The organism is Paraliobacillus zengyii (assembly GCF_003268595.1).
GTDB lineage: Bacteria > Bacillota > Bacilli > Bacillales > Amphibacillaceae > Paraliobacillus_A > Paraliobacillus_A zengyii.
On record NZ_CP029797.1, the window covers coordinates 281,443 to 296,811 of the forward strand.

At 35.6% G+C, this 15,369-nt stretch carries 17 protein-coding genes; 14 read left to right on the forward strand and 3 right to left on the reverse strand.

Features of this window, described 5'->3' with window-relative positions; genetic code table 11:
* Nucleotides 1-24: 24 nt before the first annotated feature.
* From DM447_RS01480 to DM447_RS01510, 7 genes are all read left to right on the forward strand, one after another.
* Nucleotides 25-585, forward strand: coding sequence for an AAA family ATPase (locus DM447_RS01480; RefSeq protein ID WP_112179450.1), 561 nt, complete (start codon nt 25-27; stop codon nt 583-585).
* A gap of 203 nt (nt 586-788) precedes the next feature.
* Entirely contained in the window at nt 789-884 is a 96-nt protein-coding gene (locus DM447_RS01485; RefSeq protein WP_112179452.1) for a putative holin-like toxin, read from the forward strand.
* Nucleotides 885-1,087: 203 nt separating this feature from the next.
* Nucleotides 1,088-1,738, forward strand: a complete 651-nt coding sequence (locus tag DM447_RS01490; protein WP_338418768.1) for a TetR/AcrR family transcriptional regulator — start codon at nt 1,088-1,090, stop codon at nt 1,736-1,738.
* A complete protein-coding gene (locus tag DM447_RS01495; RefSeq protein WP_112179454.1) occupies nt 1,735-2,628 on the forward strand; it encodes an ABC transporter ATP-binding protein in 894 nt (297 codons plus the stop codon). Before DM447_RS01490 ends, DM447_RS01495 begins: the two co-directional genes overlap by 4 nt.
* Nucleotides 2,628-4,232, forward strand: a complete 1,605-nt coding sequence (locus tag DM447_RS01500) for an ABC transporter permease (RefSeq protein WP_112179456.1) — start codon at nt 2,628-2,630, stop codon at nt 4,230-4,232. The genes DM447_RS01495 and DM447_RS01500 overlap by 1 nt, the downstream gene beginning before the upstream one ends.
* 327 nt (nt 4,233-4,559) lie before the next feature.
* Complete coding sequence (locus DM447_RS01505) at nt 4,560-5,234, forward strand: HAD family hydrolase (protein ID WP_332871754.1); 675 nt, start codon at nt 4,560-4,562, stop codon at nt 5,232-5,234.
* Nucleotides 5,235-5,290: 56 nt separating this feature from the next.
* Nucleotides 5,291-6,184 (forward strand): ROK family protein, encoded by an 894-nt coding sequence (locus DM447_RS01510; protein WP_112179460.1) that lies wholly within the window; start codon nt 5,291-5,293, stop codon nt 6,182-6,184.
* Nucleotides 6,185-6,251: 67 nt separating this feature from the next.
* On the opposite strand, the gene DM447_RS01515 is transcribed toward DM447_RS01510, so the two are convergent.
* Together DM447_RS01515 and DM447_RS01520 are read right to left on the reverse strand one after the other, a co-directional pair.
* Nucleotides 6,252-7,082, reverse strand: a complete 831-nt coding sequence (locus tag DM447_RS01515) for an alpha/beta fold hydrolase (RefSeq protein WP_112179462.1) — start codon at nt 7,080-7,082, stop codon at nt 6,252-6,254.
* A gap of 30 nt (nt 7,083-7,112) precedes the next feature.
* The gene (locus tag DM447_RS01520) at nt 7,113-8,195 is read right to left on the reverse strand and encodes an iron-containing alcohol dehydrogenase family protein (RefSeq protein WP_112179464.1); all 1,083 of its coding nucleotides are present in this window, start codon (nt 8,193-8,195) and stop codon (nt 7,113-7,115) included.
* 811 nt (nt 8,196-9,006) lie between these two features.
* Here DM447_RS01520 and DM447_RS01530 point away from each other — a divergent pair.
* Complete coding sequence (locus tag DM447_RS01530; protein ID WP_162632532.1) at nt 9,007-10,353, forward strand: IS4 family transposase; 1,347 nt, start codon at nt 9,007-9,009, stop codon at nt 10,351-10,353.
* A 276-nt stretch (nt 10,354-10,629) separates the two neighbouring features.
* On the opposite strand, the gene DM447_RS01535 is transcribed toward DM447_RS01530, so the two are convergent.
* Entirely contained in the window at nt 10,630-11,007 is a 378-nt protein-coding gene (locus tag DM447_RS01535) for a carboxymuconolactone decarboxylase family protein (protein ID WP_112179470.1), read from the reverse strand.
* 145 nt (nt 11,008-11,152) lie between these two features.
* On the opposite strand from DM447_RS01535, the gene DM447_RS18410 reads away from it, so the two are divergent.
* The 6 genes from DM447_RS18410 (at nt 11,153) to DM447_RS01560 (ending at nt 15,305) form a co-directional block, all read left to right on the forward strand.
* The gene (locus tag DM447_RS18410) at nt 11,153-11,308 is read left to right on the forward strand and encodes a hypothetical protein (protein WP_198663197.1); all 156 of its coding nucleotides are present in this window, start codon (nt 11,153-11,155) and stop codon (nt 11,306-11,308) included.
* A gap of 335 nt (nt 11,309-11,643) precedes the next feature.
* Nucleotides 11,644-11,814, forward strand: a complete 171-nt coding sequence (locus DM447_RS01540; RefSeq protein WP_112179472.1) for a XapX domain-containing protein — start codon at nt 11,644-11,646, stop codon at nt 11,812-11,814.
* A 13-nt stretch (nt 11,815-11,827) separates the two neighbouring features.
* A complete protein-coding gene (gene deoC / locus DM447_RS01545) occupies nt 11,828-12,496 on the forward strand; it encodes a deoxyribose-phosphate aldolase (RefSeq protein WP_112179474.1) in 669 nt (222 codons plus the stop codon).
* A gap of 626 nt (nt 12,497-13,122) precedes the next feature.
* A complete protein-coding gene (locus tag DM447_RS01550; protein ID WP_112179477.1) occupies nt 13,123-13,662 on the forward strand; it encodes an HD domain-containing protein in 540 nt (179 codons plus the stop codon).
* Nucleotides 13,663-13,929: 267 nt separating this feature from the next.
* Nucleotides 13,930-14,511, forward strand: a complete 582-nt coding sequence (locus DM447_RS01555) for an RNA polymerase sigma factor (protein WP_157967396.1) — start codon at nt 13,930-13,932, stop codon at nt 14,509-14,511.
* Nucleotides 14,508-15,305 carry a DUF4367 domain-containing protein gene (locus DM447_RS01560; RefSeq protein WP_112179481.1) on the forward strand — a complete coding sequence of 266 codons (798 nt, stop codon included), beginning with the start codon at nt 14,508-14,510 and terminating at the stop codon, nt 15,303-15,305. The genes DM447_RS01555 and DM447_RS01560 overlap by 4 nt, the downstream gene beginning before the upstream one ends.
* Nucleotides 15,306-15,369: the final 64 nt, after the last annotated feature.

Below are 15,369 nucleotides of genomic sequence, written 5' to 3' on the forward strand. Positions count from 1 at the left end.
TCTAATAAAAATGGAGGGGTGTTTATGAAATTCGTATTATTATTTGGACCACAAGCAGTAGGAAAAATGACTATTGGACATGAGTTAGAAAAGGTGACAGATCTAAAACTCTTCCACAATCACATGACGATTGAATTAGTTAAACCGTTTTTTGATTTTGGTACACCTTCGTTTGAGCGTCTTGTACATTTATTTCGAAATGAAATTTTTCAAGAAGTTGCAGCTAGCGAAATGCCTGGGTTGATATTTACATATGTCTGGGCATTAGATCAACAGGAAGATTGGGATTTTGTTGAAAGAGTGAAAACAACTTTTGAGGAAAAAGGTGCTGAAATTTATTTTGTTGAACTGGAAGCGGATCCAGAGGAACGAATAAAGAGAAATAGTACACCACACCGATTAGAGCACAAAGCAACAAAACGAAATATCGAACAATCTGAAAAAAACTTGCGTGAAACAATGGAGCAATATCGTTTAAATTCAAATGAAGGTGAAATTAAACAGGAACACTATCTTCGTATTAATAATACCAATCTGACTGCAGAAGAAGTCGCGAAAGAAATTAAGGAAACATTTGATTTATAATAATGATAAAGGTAAAGGCGTACTTGATTTGATATCAAGTGCGCTTTTTTATTAAGCAATACCATTAAATTAGTATTAAAATAGGACTTCCGAACCTTTATAGGAACAAATGTTCTGTTTTTGGCAAAAACATGCTATACTACAAGCAAATAATTTTCTATTTGGACAGGTTTATTAGTCTCAATAACAAGGAGTTGAAGCTTGTGGGTGTATATGAAAGTTTTATGGTATTGTTTGGGTTTGGTACGTTTTTGATTGCATTACTTGCGTTGATCGTTACCTTGATTAATAAAAAGTAGACCTAACTATTTATCTGGTGGCCAAGTGAGATCTATCGTATGTAATGCTTACCACTATTGCTAAATGCTTTAGTAAAAGCATTTGTCAATGCGCCCTAGGATAGCTGTGGTTTTTGTATTTAATCCGTTTATTTAAATAATCAGTTGACCGGTGTGGTCTAAAATACTATAATGAAACCAATCGACCATGATGGTCTAAAGAGGTGAACCCAATTATCGATAAATTTGCTGGCTTGGACAAGGAAAAACAGAAGCGAATAATAAATGCAGCTCTAGAGGAGTTTGCTGAGCGAGGATATCAGGAAGCGTCAACAAACCGTATAGTTAAAGCGGCTGGTATTGGAAAAGGGATGTTGTTTTATTATTTTAAAAACAAAAAGACATTATACCATTATTTATTGACCGATAGTTTAGATATAATGCTTAATGACTTTTTAGAGGAAATAGATATGAATGAAACAGATTTTATTGAGCGATTACATCAAATTGCTAGAATAAAACTAAAATTATTCATCAAACATCCTCATGTGATTAATTTTCTCGGTACATTCATGTTAGCTCAAGAGGATAACTTACCTGTAGATATCTCAGAAAAATATCAACGACTACAAACGATAGGATTTAGCAAAATGTATGAAGATATTGATCGTAGTTTATTCCGAAGTGATATAGATGTTGAAAAAGCATTCCAATTAATTAGATGGGGAATCGAGGGTTATCAAGAGGAATTAAAGATGCGTTTAAAAGGTAAAAAATTTAATGCGAATGATTTGGAAGCCCATTGGAAGGAATTCTATCAGTATCTAGCTATATTAAAAACTGTTTTCTATCAAAAGGGAGATTCAGGATTATGACCATTTTGCAGGTAAACAATGTGACGAAGAAATTTGTTGAGTTCACGGCATTGGACGGGGTTAATTTAGAAGTAAAACAGGGAGAAATTCACGGATTTATTGGTCCGAACGGTGCGGGTAAATCAACAACGATTCGTGTACTACTCGGTTTACTACAAGCAACCTCAGGTGAAGCGAAAATTTTCGGGAAAGATGCCTGGCGAGACGCTGTGGAGATTCATAAACGATTGGCTTATGTACCAGGTGATGTTAATCTATGGCCGAATTTAACAGGTGGCGAAGTAATCGATCTGTTTTTAAAAATGCGTGGTACTGCAGTTAACCAATCGAAACGTATGGAGTTAATTGAGCGATTTAATCTTGATCCATCAAAAAAATGTCGAACTTATTCGAAGGGTAATCGGCAAAAGATAGCATTAATTGCTGCTTTTACAGCTGAAGCAGATTTATATATTTTAGATGAACCGACATCAGGTTTAGATCCTTTGATGGAACGAGTCTTTCAAACATATGTTGAAGAAGCGAAAGAACAAGGAGCAAGTGTCTTATTATCGAGCCATATTTTATCGGAAGTAGAACGTTTATGTGATCGTGTTGGAATAATTCGAGAAGGAAAAATGATTGAAACAGGGTCATTAACTGAATTACGTCATTTAACTCGTGTTCGCTTAGTTGTAGAAACAAATGAACAAATAAGTGCACTAGCAACAGTCAAAGGTGTCCATGATCTACAAGAACTAGGGAAACGAGCGTATATATTTCAAGTTGATGCTGAAGAATTAAGCCATGTAATGGAATACGTCAGCCGTTTTGGAATTGTGAAATTGGAGAGTACACCACCAACCTTAGAGGACTTATTTATGCGTCATTATGAGGGAGAGATGCAGTAATGACTAATCAATTAATCGATCAGTCAGGTGTATTGTTTCGTTTTTTAGTAAAACGTGAACGGGTTAAGCTGCCAATATGGATCATGTCTATTTTAGTGACAACACTTTCGGTAGCAGTTGCATTTACTGGTTTGTATCAAAGTGTTCAAGAACGACAAGCAATGGCAGAAACAATGCGTAACCCTGCAATGGCAGCATTAGTTGGTCAGGGGTATGGATTGGATAATTATACTGATGGTGCAATGATGGCGCATCAAATGTTATTGATAACAGCAGTTGTAGTAGCGATTATGAATATATTATTAGTTGTTCGGCTCACAAGAGCGGACGAAGAAGATGGTCAGCTCGAAATGTTACGTGCCTTGCCAATGGGTAGATTAGCGCAAACGTATGCTGTTATGATTTTAGTGGTAGGTACAAATGTAGTGATGGCATTTTTAGCAGCAGTTGGCTTATCTGTTCTAGGGATAGATACGATTAATATAAGTGGCTCTTTATTATATGGCGCTGTCTTAGGAACAACGGGGATTTTCTTTGCAGCGGTAACAATGCTAGTTGCACAGCTTTCCGATAATTCGAGGGGTGCAATGATGCTCGCATACACTGTGTTGGGTGTATCTTACTTCATTCGAGCAATTGGCGATGCCGGTAACACAACAATATCTTGGTTTTCACCATTAGGCTTATTGATGGGTGCAGAAGTATATGTAAACAATTATTGGTGGCCCGTATTAGTGACATTGATTGTTTCGGGGCTAGTTATTGTAATGGCATTTTTTCTCAATCAAATACGAGATATAGGATCTGGCTTTTTGCCATCTCAGTCTGGTAAAATGCATGCATCACGCTTTTTGCAAACACCATTAGGTCTAGCGATGAGGCTTCAACGCACACCTATTATTGCGTGGACGATAGGAATGTTTGTTATTGGAGCGTCATACGGATCCGTGTTGGGGGATTTGGATACATTTTTTGAAGAAAATGAAGTGATTAAACAAATGCTGTCATCTGGAGAAGAGATACCCATGACGGAACAGTTTCTATCAATGCTAATGGTAATTATGGCAATGATTGCAACTGTACCAGCAGTTATGACATTGGTTAAAATAAAGGCTGAGGAAAAACAACAACGAACAGAGCATTTATTAGCAAGAGCAATATCAAAACCGAGACTATTAGCCAGCTATTTGATTATTGCATTTCTTACTAGTATTGTGATGTTAGCTGTATCCGTGCTTGGCTTAGCCTCAACTGGTTTAGCGGTGTTGGAAATCGATATTTCGTTCACAACATTGCTACAAGCTATGATAGTTTATCTTCCGGCCTTGTGGGTGATGCTTGGAGTTACTACTTTATTGATTGGAATAGGACCAAGGTTCAGTGCATTTAGCTGGTTCTATCTTTTGTATGCCTTCTTTGTAGTCTATTTAGGCGGATTACTAGAATTCCCAAAATGGCTAGCTAATCTATCACCGTTTGCGCACATACCACAGCTACCAGTAGAGGAAATTAACTATTATTCCTTAATTAGTTTGACTGTAATTGCAGGTGTATTAATACTAATAGGGTTTATTGGATATAGAAAAAGGGATGTACAAGGATGAAATAAGTTCTTGAAGAGAACAGATAAATAGAAAGAAGTCACGGCATCAGCTGTGGCTTCTTTCTATTTATCGGACGAACGCAGAAAATAATTGTTTATGTAACCATTTTCATGTAATGTATACCTGTATCTTTATAGTCAGGGCATTAATCATGGGTTTAGTATTGGCGATTTTCATTAAAAATAGTGATTCAGTAAGAAATGAAGAAGTGTAAATAGTTTAAAACAAAACTTTATCAAGGAGAACTAACAAGCGGTGAGTGAAGAGGATCCCAGTGCTTGAGTTTTCATTTTATATGATGCTGATAAGCGTATTTGATAAGAGGTGATGAAAGTGATAAAAGCAGTTCTGTTTGATCTTGATGGTACATTATTAGATCGAGATACAACAATTAGGAACTTCATTGAGGATCAATATGATCGATTTCGCCATTACTTATATACTGTACCAAAACGTAATTATGTTAATCGCTTTATCGAGTTAGATCAGCATGGTTATGTATGGAAAGATAAGGTATATAAAGAATTAATTGAAGAATACCATTTCGCTGAGTTAACGTGGGAGAGTATGTTAGAAGATTATCTTCTGCACGTCAGTGAACATGCAGTTGCCTATAGTGGCTTAAATGAAATGATTAAAACGCTAAAGAGAAGCGGTTATCATTTAGGTATCATCACGAATGGTAAAAGCGTATTGCAAATGAATATGATAGAAGTATTAAACATAAAGTCGTATTTTGATGTGATACTTATATCAGAATCAGAAGGTATTAAAAAACCTGACCCACTTATTTTTCAAAAAGCGCTTATTTCACTGAAAGTTAGACCAAATGAAAGCATATATATAGGAGATCACCCTAAAAATGATGTCCAAGCAGCAATGTCTATTGGCATGCAAGGAATATGGAAAAGAAATAATAGTACGGCTATAATTGACGCGGATGCAGTTATTGATAATTTGGCAGAGATTCCTAGAATAATAGAGAACATTTCTCATCCTTGATAATAGATTGTTCTTGCTGAAAAGATAAGAATGGATTTGAAAGGCGGGAGGATAAAATGTATATCGTATTTGATATAGGAGGAACCTTTGTAAAGCATGCTCTTATGAGTAGCGACGGAAAAATCATTAATGAAGGTAAATTTTCAACACCAAACAACAGCACAGATGTATTGATTGATCAAATGGTGGAAGTATTTAAATCGTCAACTGATCAAGTAAAGGGAATTGCAATTAGTTGCCCAGGTATGATAGATGTGGATAGTGGAATAGTCTATCATGGAGGAAGTTTGACGTATTTACATAAGCAAAATTTATCTGAATTAGTAAGAAGTCGTTGCGGTGTTTCTGTATCAATAGAAAATGATGGAAAGTGTGCAGCGTTAGCTGAACTTTGGTTAGGTAGTGTAAAGGGGTATAAACATGCAGCTGTCCTTGTTCTCGGAACAGGTGTAGGCGGTGGTTTAATTATTGATGGAAAACTACATCGCGGAAGCAATTTAGCGGCAGGTGAAATGAGCTATATTATGGACGGTTTCAAATTGGAAACAAATAAAGCGACGTTTGTTGGCTTATCCGGTTCTGCTGCTAGAATGGTTGACACAATTGTTAAAACTAAGAATTTAAGAGAAAATGATGGAGAAGCTGCGTTCTCATATATTGTTAATGGCGATGAAGAAGCAACAAATGTATTTAACGATTATTGCAAAAGTATAGCTGTTCAGATTTTAAACTTACAGTATGTACTTGATCCAGATATCTTCGCAATTGGTGGTGGAATTAGTGTGCAACCAATTTTGTTAGATGGGATTAAGCAAGCAATTGAAGATATTAAACATGCTAATCCAATGCATGTTGCTACACCTTATGTTGTTACTTGTAAATTTCGTAGTGCGGCTAACCTTTATGGGGCTTTGTATCATTACTTACAACAATATGAAAAAGTGGAATAGAAAGCGGTACCTAAAGATACAACGATTTTCTTTAGGTACCGTTTTTATTACTGGAACTCTTCTAAATCTATTCCCATAAGAATTCAACGACAACTTTGTCTACTCCAGTATGTTCGTGTAGCCCAGAGTGTGTTGCGGTTTCATCATAAAAAATTTCTTTCTGCATTTGTTTCTCTTGTACGATATCTTCAATGCCTAAAGCACTTGATAAGCTAACAAGACCGTCTGTATCAGTTTCGTTTATTACCCCAGCAATGGCTAATACAGGTACCTGGGAGTTAAAATAATGTTTGTTTTTTATTAACTCTTCAAGTGCACTAGACTGTGTTTTTAAATCCACGGCAGCTTCACCACTATTTACTAAAAAGTAATTCGCTTGATCAATTCCTTTAAAAGGACTGCCTATCACAACCAGTTTTTGGATAGAAGGTGTTTGTGCTTCCTCTGTGTTTGTTAATATGAAGTTTGTTGCCGTTAAACCGCCCATAGAGTGACCAACTAAATTAACCTGTTGTATACCATAAACATCATATAAACGATGAAGTATGTCATGAACCCATTCAGTTTGCTGGTTTATGCTAGCTCTATTCTCTTGGAAAATCACTTGAACAAAAGGGTTCTCTTTTTCTGTTAGGTTTCCACTGATTGAAAGTTCTCCATTTGATAATACACGAATTACCATCGTTTTTGATCCTACTTTTTGCTCTTCCAAACGAGTCAACATATTTTGAAAAGAACTTGGCCCACCTTTAAATCCATGAATAAATAAAGTTGGGGTAATTTCTGAGGTATCTTTTGACTGTATAGGATTAGAGTAAACCAATGCAAGACAAGTGAAGGAAAAGATAACAATTAGTATAGATACTAATTTACTTCTCTTAGATATGAATTTCTGCATTGGCTCTCATCCTTTCTAAAATAAACGTAACTATCTGAAGTTGTTTTCTAAATAATCTAATGCAATAATAACATCTTTTGTACTAAAATCACCCATTAATTGTAGCGATTCTTTAGGATTAATTGCGTGCTCAGCAATTATATTCCTTGCTTTCGTTTGATTTGTAGTAATGCCTAAATCCGTAAACTTAGTAGGAAAATCTAGCTGTGTATAAAAGTCTACTAATGAAGTTATTTCATCTACACGTTTTTCAATTGCAAGTTGGACTAGTATGCCGTAAGCTACCTTATGTCCGTGTAATATGTGATGTGTCTCATTAATATAGCTTAATCCATTATGAATAGCATGTGCACCTGCTATTCTACCATAGCGTCCAGCAAATCCACCAACAGTTCCTGATAACATAATAATAGCTTCGATTACTTTTGTGAATGCAGGTGTGACTTCCCCTCGTTCACTACTCTTGACTGCTTGATTACCATCTTCAAGTAAGATGTCTCGTAAGTAAACAGACTGATTTAGACCTGCTTGAACCATTAAAGACTGTGCTTTTTCATCAGCAGCATAACGTATAATAGCTTCAGCTTCATACCATTTTGCAAGTGTGTCTCCAATCCCGCTTTTTAGATAAGTAATAGGTGCGTTTATTAAAAAGGCAGGATCAATTAAGGTGAGCGAGCTTGAATTGGTATGGTATGCAACCTTAAGGAATGCACCATCCGGAGTATAGATAGCACTTAACGGTGTCGCTGCAGCACACGTTCCGGCTACTGTCGGAATAGTCATGAATTCTATCTCTAGTTGATCAGCAACTGATTTTGCTGTGTCTAATATGATTCCGCCGCCAATTCCAATTATTACGTCAGCTTGACTTACTTTACTTGCAATATCTTTAATTGCTTTTGGTGAACTATATCCGTCATGTTGAATCACTGTCACATTATTAGGGACAGCTTCAACGTAATCAATAAATGCTTGATAAGATTTAAATCCGGTTACAATTGTTGGGTTAGTAAATCCTTCTATAAATTCAGCGAAATTCTTTAGTATTCCATCCTGACAAATATAACGATTTGGACCACTTCTTACAATATCCTCTGGTTGAACGCTCATTGTTATTTCCTCCTGTACAATAAATAAATTACTTTCTATTGTACAGCTTCTACTTTAACAAAAACATAGATTATGCATGTTTATTTAAAAAATTATAAACACCCTCCAAAACAATGCCTTGCTTAACAGTAATCATCAACTGAGACGTAACAGAATTACTTGACCCGCTTCTCAAGTAAAATTGACTCCCTTTCCGCAGGCACGGCTTCAGCTAACTCGAAAACTAAGAACGTTTCCGAGTGGATCTTCAGCCCGTGCTGTTCCTGCAGGAGTGTCGCCAATTTCACTTGATACGCTAGTTAGAAGAAATAAACAACAATATTCACTATGAAGAATTAGGTTATCCAGGAATGAAGCAAGTGGCCTTTCTGTGGGCATAGTCTCAAGTTTCATTGGTAAAGAAAAACACTTTACCAAGTAGAGATTCAGCTTTTGGGGTGCATCACAATTACTCATCCCATCGAAAACATGTGCTGTTCCCACTAGAGTTTCATCCATTTGCTTCCTTCGCTAGCTTGAAGAAAAACTGTAATTGTAATGTAGAATATAAACAATTGATAAGCTTGTCTTTAAGCTAAAGTGTCATTATTCCATACGCAATCATCATGTAGAATCTGAACTAGCTTTGGAAATATACGTAGACTCCTGTGGGAACAGCACGGGCTGAAGATCCACTTAGTAAAGCTTTTTTTGCTTTACTAAGTTAGCTGAAGCCGTGCCCCATAGTCGTCAAGCTAAGCACTACGGTTTAAAGAACTAGAAAAATACGATACCCTAACGGATAAGAAATAGTTATTTGGAGGGGATGTCGATGTATTTCAAGAAAGAAATGGAGCCATTTATTCAAGGCATTCATCAAGTGTTATCAGTCTCTGAGGTGCGTCAATGGGCGCGTGAAATAGGCTTTGTTCAACGCCAAAATAAATTAAAGCCAGAAGATTTCTTAAGTATTTGTGCCTTTTTAAAAGAAACAGTAGGCTCTAGTGGTTTGGGGAATCTATGTTCAAGTATCACGCGCATATCCGGTGCGGATATATCTAAACAGGCCCTACATCAACGTTTCGATGCGAAAGGTGTTGCCTTTCTCCAGGGGATTTTTAATCAACTAGCTGAACAACAAGCTATTTTTATGCGTCCATTATATATAGATCATTTATTTTCTCGTATCCGTATTTTAGACGCCACTTCTTTTGGTGTACCTAAAAATGATCCAGATCACCCGGATGGTGCCAAAATCCAATTAGAATATGAACTATTTGAAGGGAAATTTCTGCATACATTCCTTTATGACCAAACAAAAAGCGACCAACATGCAGCACGGGAATTGGCAGACACAATTGAACCAGGAGATCTTATCTTGCGCGATTTGGGTTACTTTTCTGGGGAACACTTGAAGAAAATAGATCGTGCAGGTGGCTTTTATATCTCACGTGTCCCTGCCAATATGACGTTTTGGACATGGGATAAAAAAGGGAAGATGATGCAAATCAAACCAGAAGAAGATGCAAAAAAATTGGGACATGGAGAAGCGATAGATTATGGGCACATTCAAATCGGAAAGAAAGGGAAAAACACACTCCAAACACGTCTGGTCGTGCAACAATTAACCGAGGAACAAAAAAAGAAAAGAGAGGGGTATTTACAAAAGAGAAGGCGGAAAGGGGGTCACACCCAATCCGCCACCAAAAAAAATCAAATCCAAATCCTTGCCACCAATATAACATCGGATCAGGTAGAGATGCAAGAGCTATATCCGATTTATTCGTTGCGTTGGCAAGTGGAAATTCTATTTAAAACATGGAAATCATTGTTTCATATCGACAAGGTGCGCGCAATGAATCCTGAACGGTTTGCGTGCCATTTATATGGTACGTTAATTCATATTCTTCTATCATCTATGATTGCTTTTCAATGTCGGTATTATCTTTATCAGAAGCATCAGATCGAAAGCAGTGAGTTCAAATCTATCGATCATGTGAAAAGTGCCATTGAAGAGGATCAAGGCCAAGCGTTGTATCATAGCGATTCCTTTATTACATTGATAAAGAATATCTATCAAAATGTCTACAGGCATGGAAGGAAAGATCATCGCTATAAGCATAAGAGTCCTTTTGATATTCTAAATCTTGCGTATGAAAGAACCGTTAAAGCAGCATAGAACAACTGTATAAAATTTCCACAATAAAGCAGGAAACGCTTCTTATTTACCTTGTTGTAAAATAATTCAATATTTAGTAAAAAGTTGTTTGGACACTGTTTTGTTTTTCTATATTTTATCCTTAGCTTGACGGCTATGAGCCGTGCCCACGGAAAGCGGAGTATACTTCCAAGGCGGTATGTTACGTCGCAGTTTCTATCACTTGCGATGTTACAGGGTAATGCGGCTTACTAATAAACAATAAAAAAGAGCCTTCGGTTAAGGAAGGCTCAAAAGTTAATGTGTTTGTTGTGAAAAATATTGATATGCTTCCATTGTTAGAGTAACGCCTTGTGCAAATGCGGCGCCTCCACCTAATGCAGCACTTACACCGATAGTTTCGGTAATTTCTTCTTCAGAAGCACCATGCTCAATGGCACCTTTCGTATGGTAGATAATACAATATTCGTCTTGAGCATAAATACTGATTCCAAGTGCAATAAGTTGTTTTTCTTTTTCTGCAATAGAACCACCTTCAAAACAAGCATCTGTAAAATCCATATAATGTTGGGTGATCTTAGGTAAATGCTCTTTTAAATGACTTGTTCCTTCTTTGTAGTCAAAAATAGCTTGATCAAAAAAATTTTCAAAGGTTTCTTGTTGAGGTTCTTCCATTTCATCCCGCCTTTTATTTTCAATAATAGTTAGAGTTTACAATTAGAAAAAGATTATACGTAGAATCTGTTTTCAGTTTAAAAAAGCATGTAAAGGGTAACTAATTACTATAGATGAGCTTTATATTTAAGGAGATGATAAGAATATGGAACAAAATAAAGATGTAGAAATAGAGAAGAGAGAGAAGAAATCTGATTCGAGTAAGGTAGGTGTAGCGTTAATAAAATATACTACCTATCTAATTATATTTTTTGGTATTATATGGTTTTTAATTACTTATGTATTTGGACAACTTTTATAAGGAAACGGAAGCGCCATAGTGAGCCTGCTATGGTGCTTTTTTAATTCCGATTCAAACCTTTAACAAAAATCTCACTTCAAAATTGACGGGATTGAAACGGTTTAAGCGGGATTAAGAGGAGATTAACAATCCAATTGATTTAACTAATAAGCCGTGATGGAGAGTGAAAATCCGCACTAATTGGAGTTTCAGTTTGTTTAATATACTGTGTTTTTGAGTATCAAATAGATTGATGTATGTTATTATTATTATGTTATAGGAACAGCTTAAGGCGTATTGTTGTTGGGACAATAGCGCAAAATAAAGTCATCAAAAGATAAGTAAGGAGAATAACAATGAAGGAATTATTTCTAAGTTTAGTGGCAGGCATGATTATTGGTATCGTATTTAAGTTTTTACGGCTACCATTACCAGCTCCACCAGTTTTAGCAGGGGTTTTAGGAGTTGCGGGTGTATATTTTGGTGGAACTCTGGTAGATTGGATATATAAAACATTTTCAATGTGAAAGGATTGATAACATGGAAGAATTAGCTAATAAGATTGATCATACAATTTTGAAAGCTGATACGACGAAAGCGCAAGTATTACAAGTATGTGAAGAGGCAAAAGAACATGGTTTTTATTCTGTTTGTATAAATCCTACTTGGGTAGAGGAAACCAATCAAGCTTTAAGCGATTCAGACGTTAAAGTATGTACTGTTATTGGATTTCCTTTAGGAGCAACTACATCAGAAGTAAAGGCAATTGAAACTTCTGACGCAATCCGTAAAGGTGCTAATGAAATTGATATGGTTATTAATATTGGCAAGTTGAAGAGTGGCGATTATACGGTTGTAGAAACAGATATAAAAGCTGTTGTAGCTGCAGCAAAAGACAAAGCATTAGTAAAGGTTATTATTGAAACGTCCTTGTTAACAGATGAAGAAAAAGTAAAAGCATGTGAACTTGCAGTACAAGCTGGGGCTGATTATGTAAAAACTTCTACTGGCTTTTCGACTGGAGGAGCAACTGTCGAAGATATCGCGTTAATGCGTAAAACAGTAGGACCAAATATTGGTGTTAAAGCTTCTGGTGGGGTACGTGATCGTGAAACAGCGATAGCGTTGGTAAAAGCTGGTGCATCTAGACTGGGAGCAAGCTCTGGTATTGCGATTATAAAAGATGAATTAGGAACCAGTGATTATTAACTAAAAGTTGGAAATAGGATGTATATTCGCTTGTAAAGCGTATGTGCATCCTATTTTGTTAGATGTAACAACCGAAATTAAGATTCTAGAGAAACAAAGTCTCGTCAGCAAAAGAAAAACCTATTGCTTAATGAATTCTGATTTATAATGTAGCATATAAAAAACGTCTTTTGAGTATAATTCAAAAGACGTCATCATCCATAATAGTGACTTAGGAAACTGATTCGAATATTATTGGTGTTGGATCTGTATCCATGAATGGTTTATTATTGTTGCGTGTAGTTAATCTGTCAATCAAGGAAATGACTTTAAAAGTAATTAATATAACAGCTAAAAGAAGAAATAATAACATATTCAACTAGCCCCTTTCAAAACAAAAATGTTTAAATATAAATGAATTCCTCTATATAATACCAAATAATACGTATAAGTAAAGAAATATATTGAGATTCTTTTATATTCTTTTAATTACTTAACTATATGCTTGATTTCTCGTATTTATAAGTAACATAATCTAACAACTTCAAAAGGTAAAATCGAGCATAAATATTGCAATTTAAATTGAGTTATGCTATTTTATTTAGCAAAATACTTTTCTTTTGAATTAGGATTAGGAGGTAGAGAAAATGAGAAATGTCACTATAGAAAAGCTGTTTGTTCATCCAATTGTTCAAAAGTATGTCGGAAGATCCGGAATGGAACATGCCATCACAGTTGCCGAAAAAGCTGTTGATATAGCAGTTAAAAAGAATGTGAATCCAGATCTTGCAGCAAAAGCAGGTCTCTTACATGATATTGGTCATTATAAATGGTATCAAAATGGTGAATGGAACTTTGAACTTTATAAAGAAAATGATATTCATGCAATTAAAGGAGCAGAACGAGCACATAAGTTATTAGTAAGGTGTAACGAGAATTTGCAAGATGCAAAAGAAATTGCTTTGGCAATTTTACTGCACACAGATTCGTATTTACCAGATGGAGAATTGCATTTAAGGCCATTACAAAAAATCGTTGCAGAAGCGGATACTTCAGATGAAGAAACTGGTGGTGCACACCATTACCGAGAAATTGATTATGAAACCGCTCTTGATCGAGTTAAACGTTTAGACAGGAAAATAGACGATTTAATAAATATGACAGAAAATGCCGAACAACATAATTAATCCTTCAATCCCCTAAAATACCACTTACAATTAAGAAGAATAGTGCCAATAAACCTTTTGTCTGTTGCCTCTCATCGATTTCTTTATTTTTCTTTTAACAAGAAGAATAAAGAAAGTTACATATCCTCTACATCAACTTGTAAGAGTGTAAAAAATCCCCTTTTAAAATACTAATATTACCTTTTGATAATTAAATTGTGATAAACTAAGGGAATAAATATAGAAAATTTTAGTGGACGCTCAATTTGGTTGCGAAGGTGTGATGGAGTGAAAGTAAAAAAACACATAAAAAAATTGGAACTATCTGAGCAAGAGTTCCGTCTTATATATGATCTATTCTATGACCGTGTGTATCGAGATGCTTATTTTGTTATTAAAGATAAATATTTAGCACAAGATATTGTCCAAGATACGTTTGTGAAGGTTTATAAACACATTGATAATTTAGAAAGTAGAGATAAGTTGGGTTCCTGGCTATCAACAATCGCAACAAGAACAGCAATTGATTTGATTCGCAAACAAAATACTTGGAATGGTATACCTACAGAGGATTTGGTGCTAGAGCATGTAAAATCGAAACATGAAATCGCAGCTTCAGTAGAGACGCTAGTTGTAAGTGGTATTATCCAAGAAGCTGTTATTGGAAAAATTGCAGAGCTTAAACCTGAATATAGAGAAGTAATGGTTTTAAAGTATATCCATGAATTAAAAGATAAGGAAATTTCGAAGTGGACAGACTTAAAAGAAGGAACGATTAAATCACGTATTCATCGAGCGAAATCAGAATTGCGTCAACTCATAAAACAAGACGAGTCATGTAAACATTTATTTGGTGGTGAACCGTTATGAAGCAGTCCAGCAAAAATGACATCATGAATGATCGATTTGTTCAAGACATTGTAAAAAAGGATTATGATCAGCCCCCAGAAGCTCCACTTTCAAAAGAAACAGTGTGGGAACGAATTAATGCAGACTTAACAGAACAGCAGGTTTCAAATTGGTTTTCGCGTAGAATAAATAACAAAATGCTAAGTGTGGCTAGTATACTTGTTATTTTGATTATCAGTTCACTGTTTTTTCATATAAAAGATGGGGAGGCATTTGGTTGGTTTACAGACTATTTTGTTACTAAACAAGGTTCAACAACACAGGTAACCAATCAATTGTCTGATGAACCTATAGAGGCAGAGGATCTGCCACCAGTCCCGTCAAAGGATGAAATAGAGGTAAAAGAGTTGATCCCGTTAGAAGAATCAATGAGCTTTGAGGAAGCGAAAGAAGTGGTTACCTTTTCCTTATTAAAACCTACTTATGTACCGGATGGCTATATATTGTCTGATGTTACGGTCATCACATTTAATGATCATCCACAAGAAGAGGTGATTTTATCTTATCAAAGTGAAGAAGAAATAGTCACTATAGGACAGGAACCTATTATGGGTGAACAGTTTTCTACTAATATAACTGTAAATAATGAAGATGCTGTTGTATCTACTATTGATGTTAATGGACAAGAAGCAACATATTTTGCTTTTAATGATGGGGTAGCTCAATTAGTTTGGATGCGTATGCGTACATTGATTACAATAGAAGGTTCGCTTGGACAAAGTGAGATGCAAAAGGTTGCCTCAACATTACAGTAAGAAAAGCCTATTATAGGCTTTTTTTATTTTAATAGTAACTACTCAGATTGGTGTTAAAGATAGG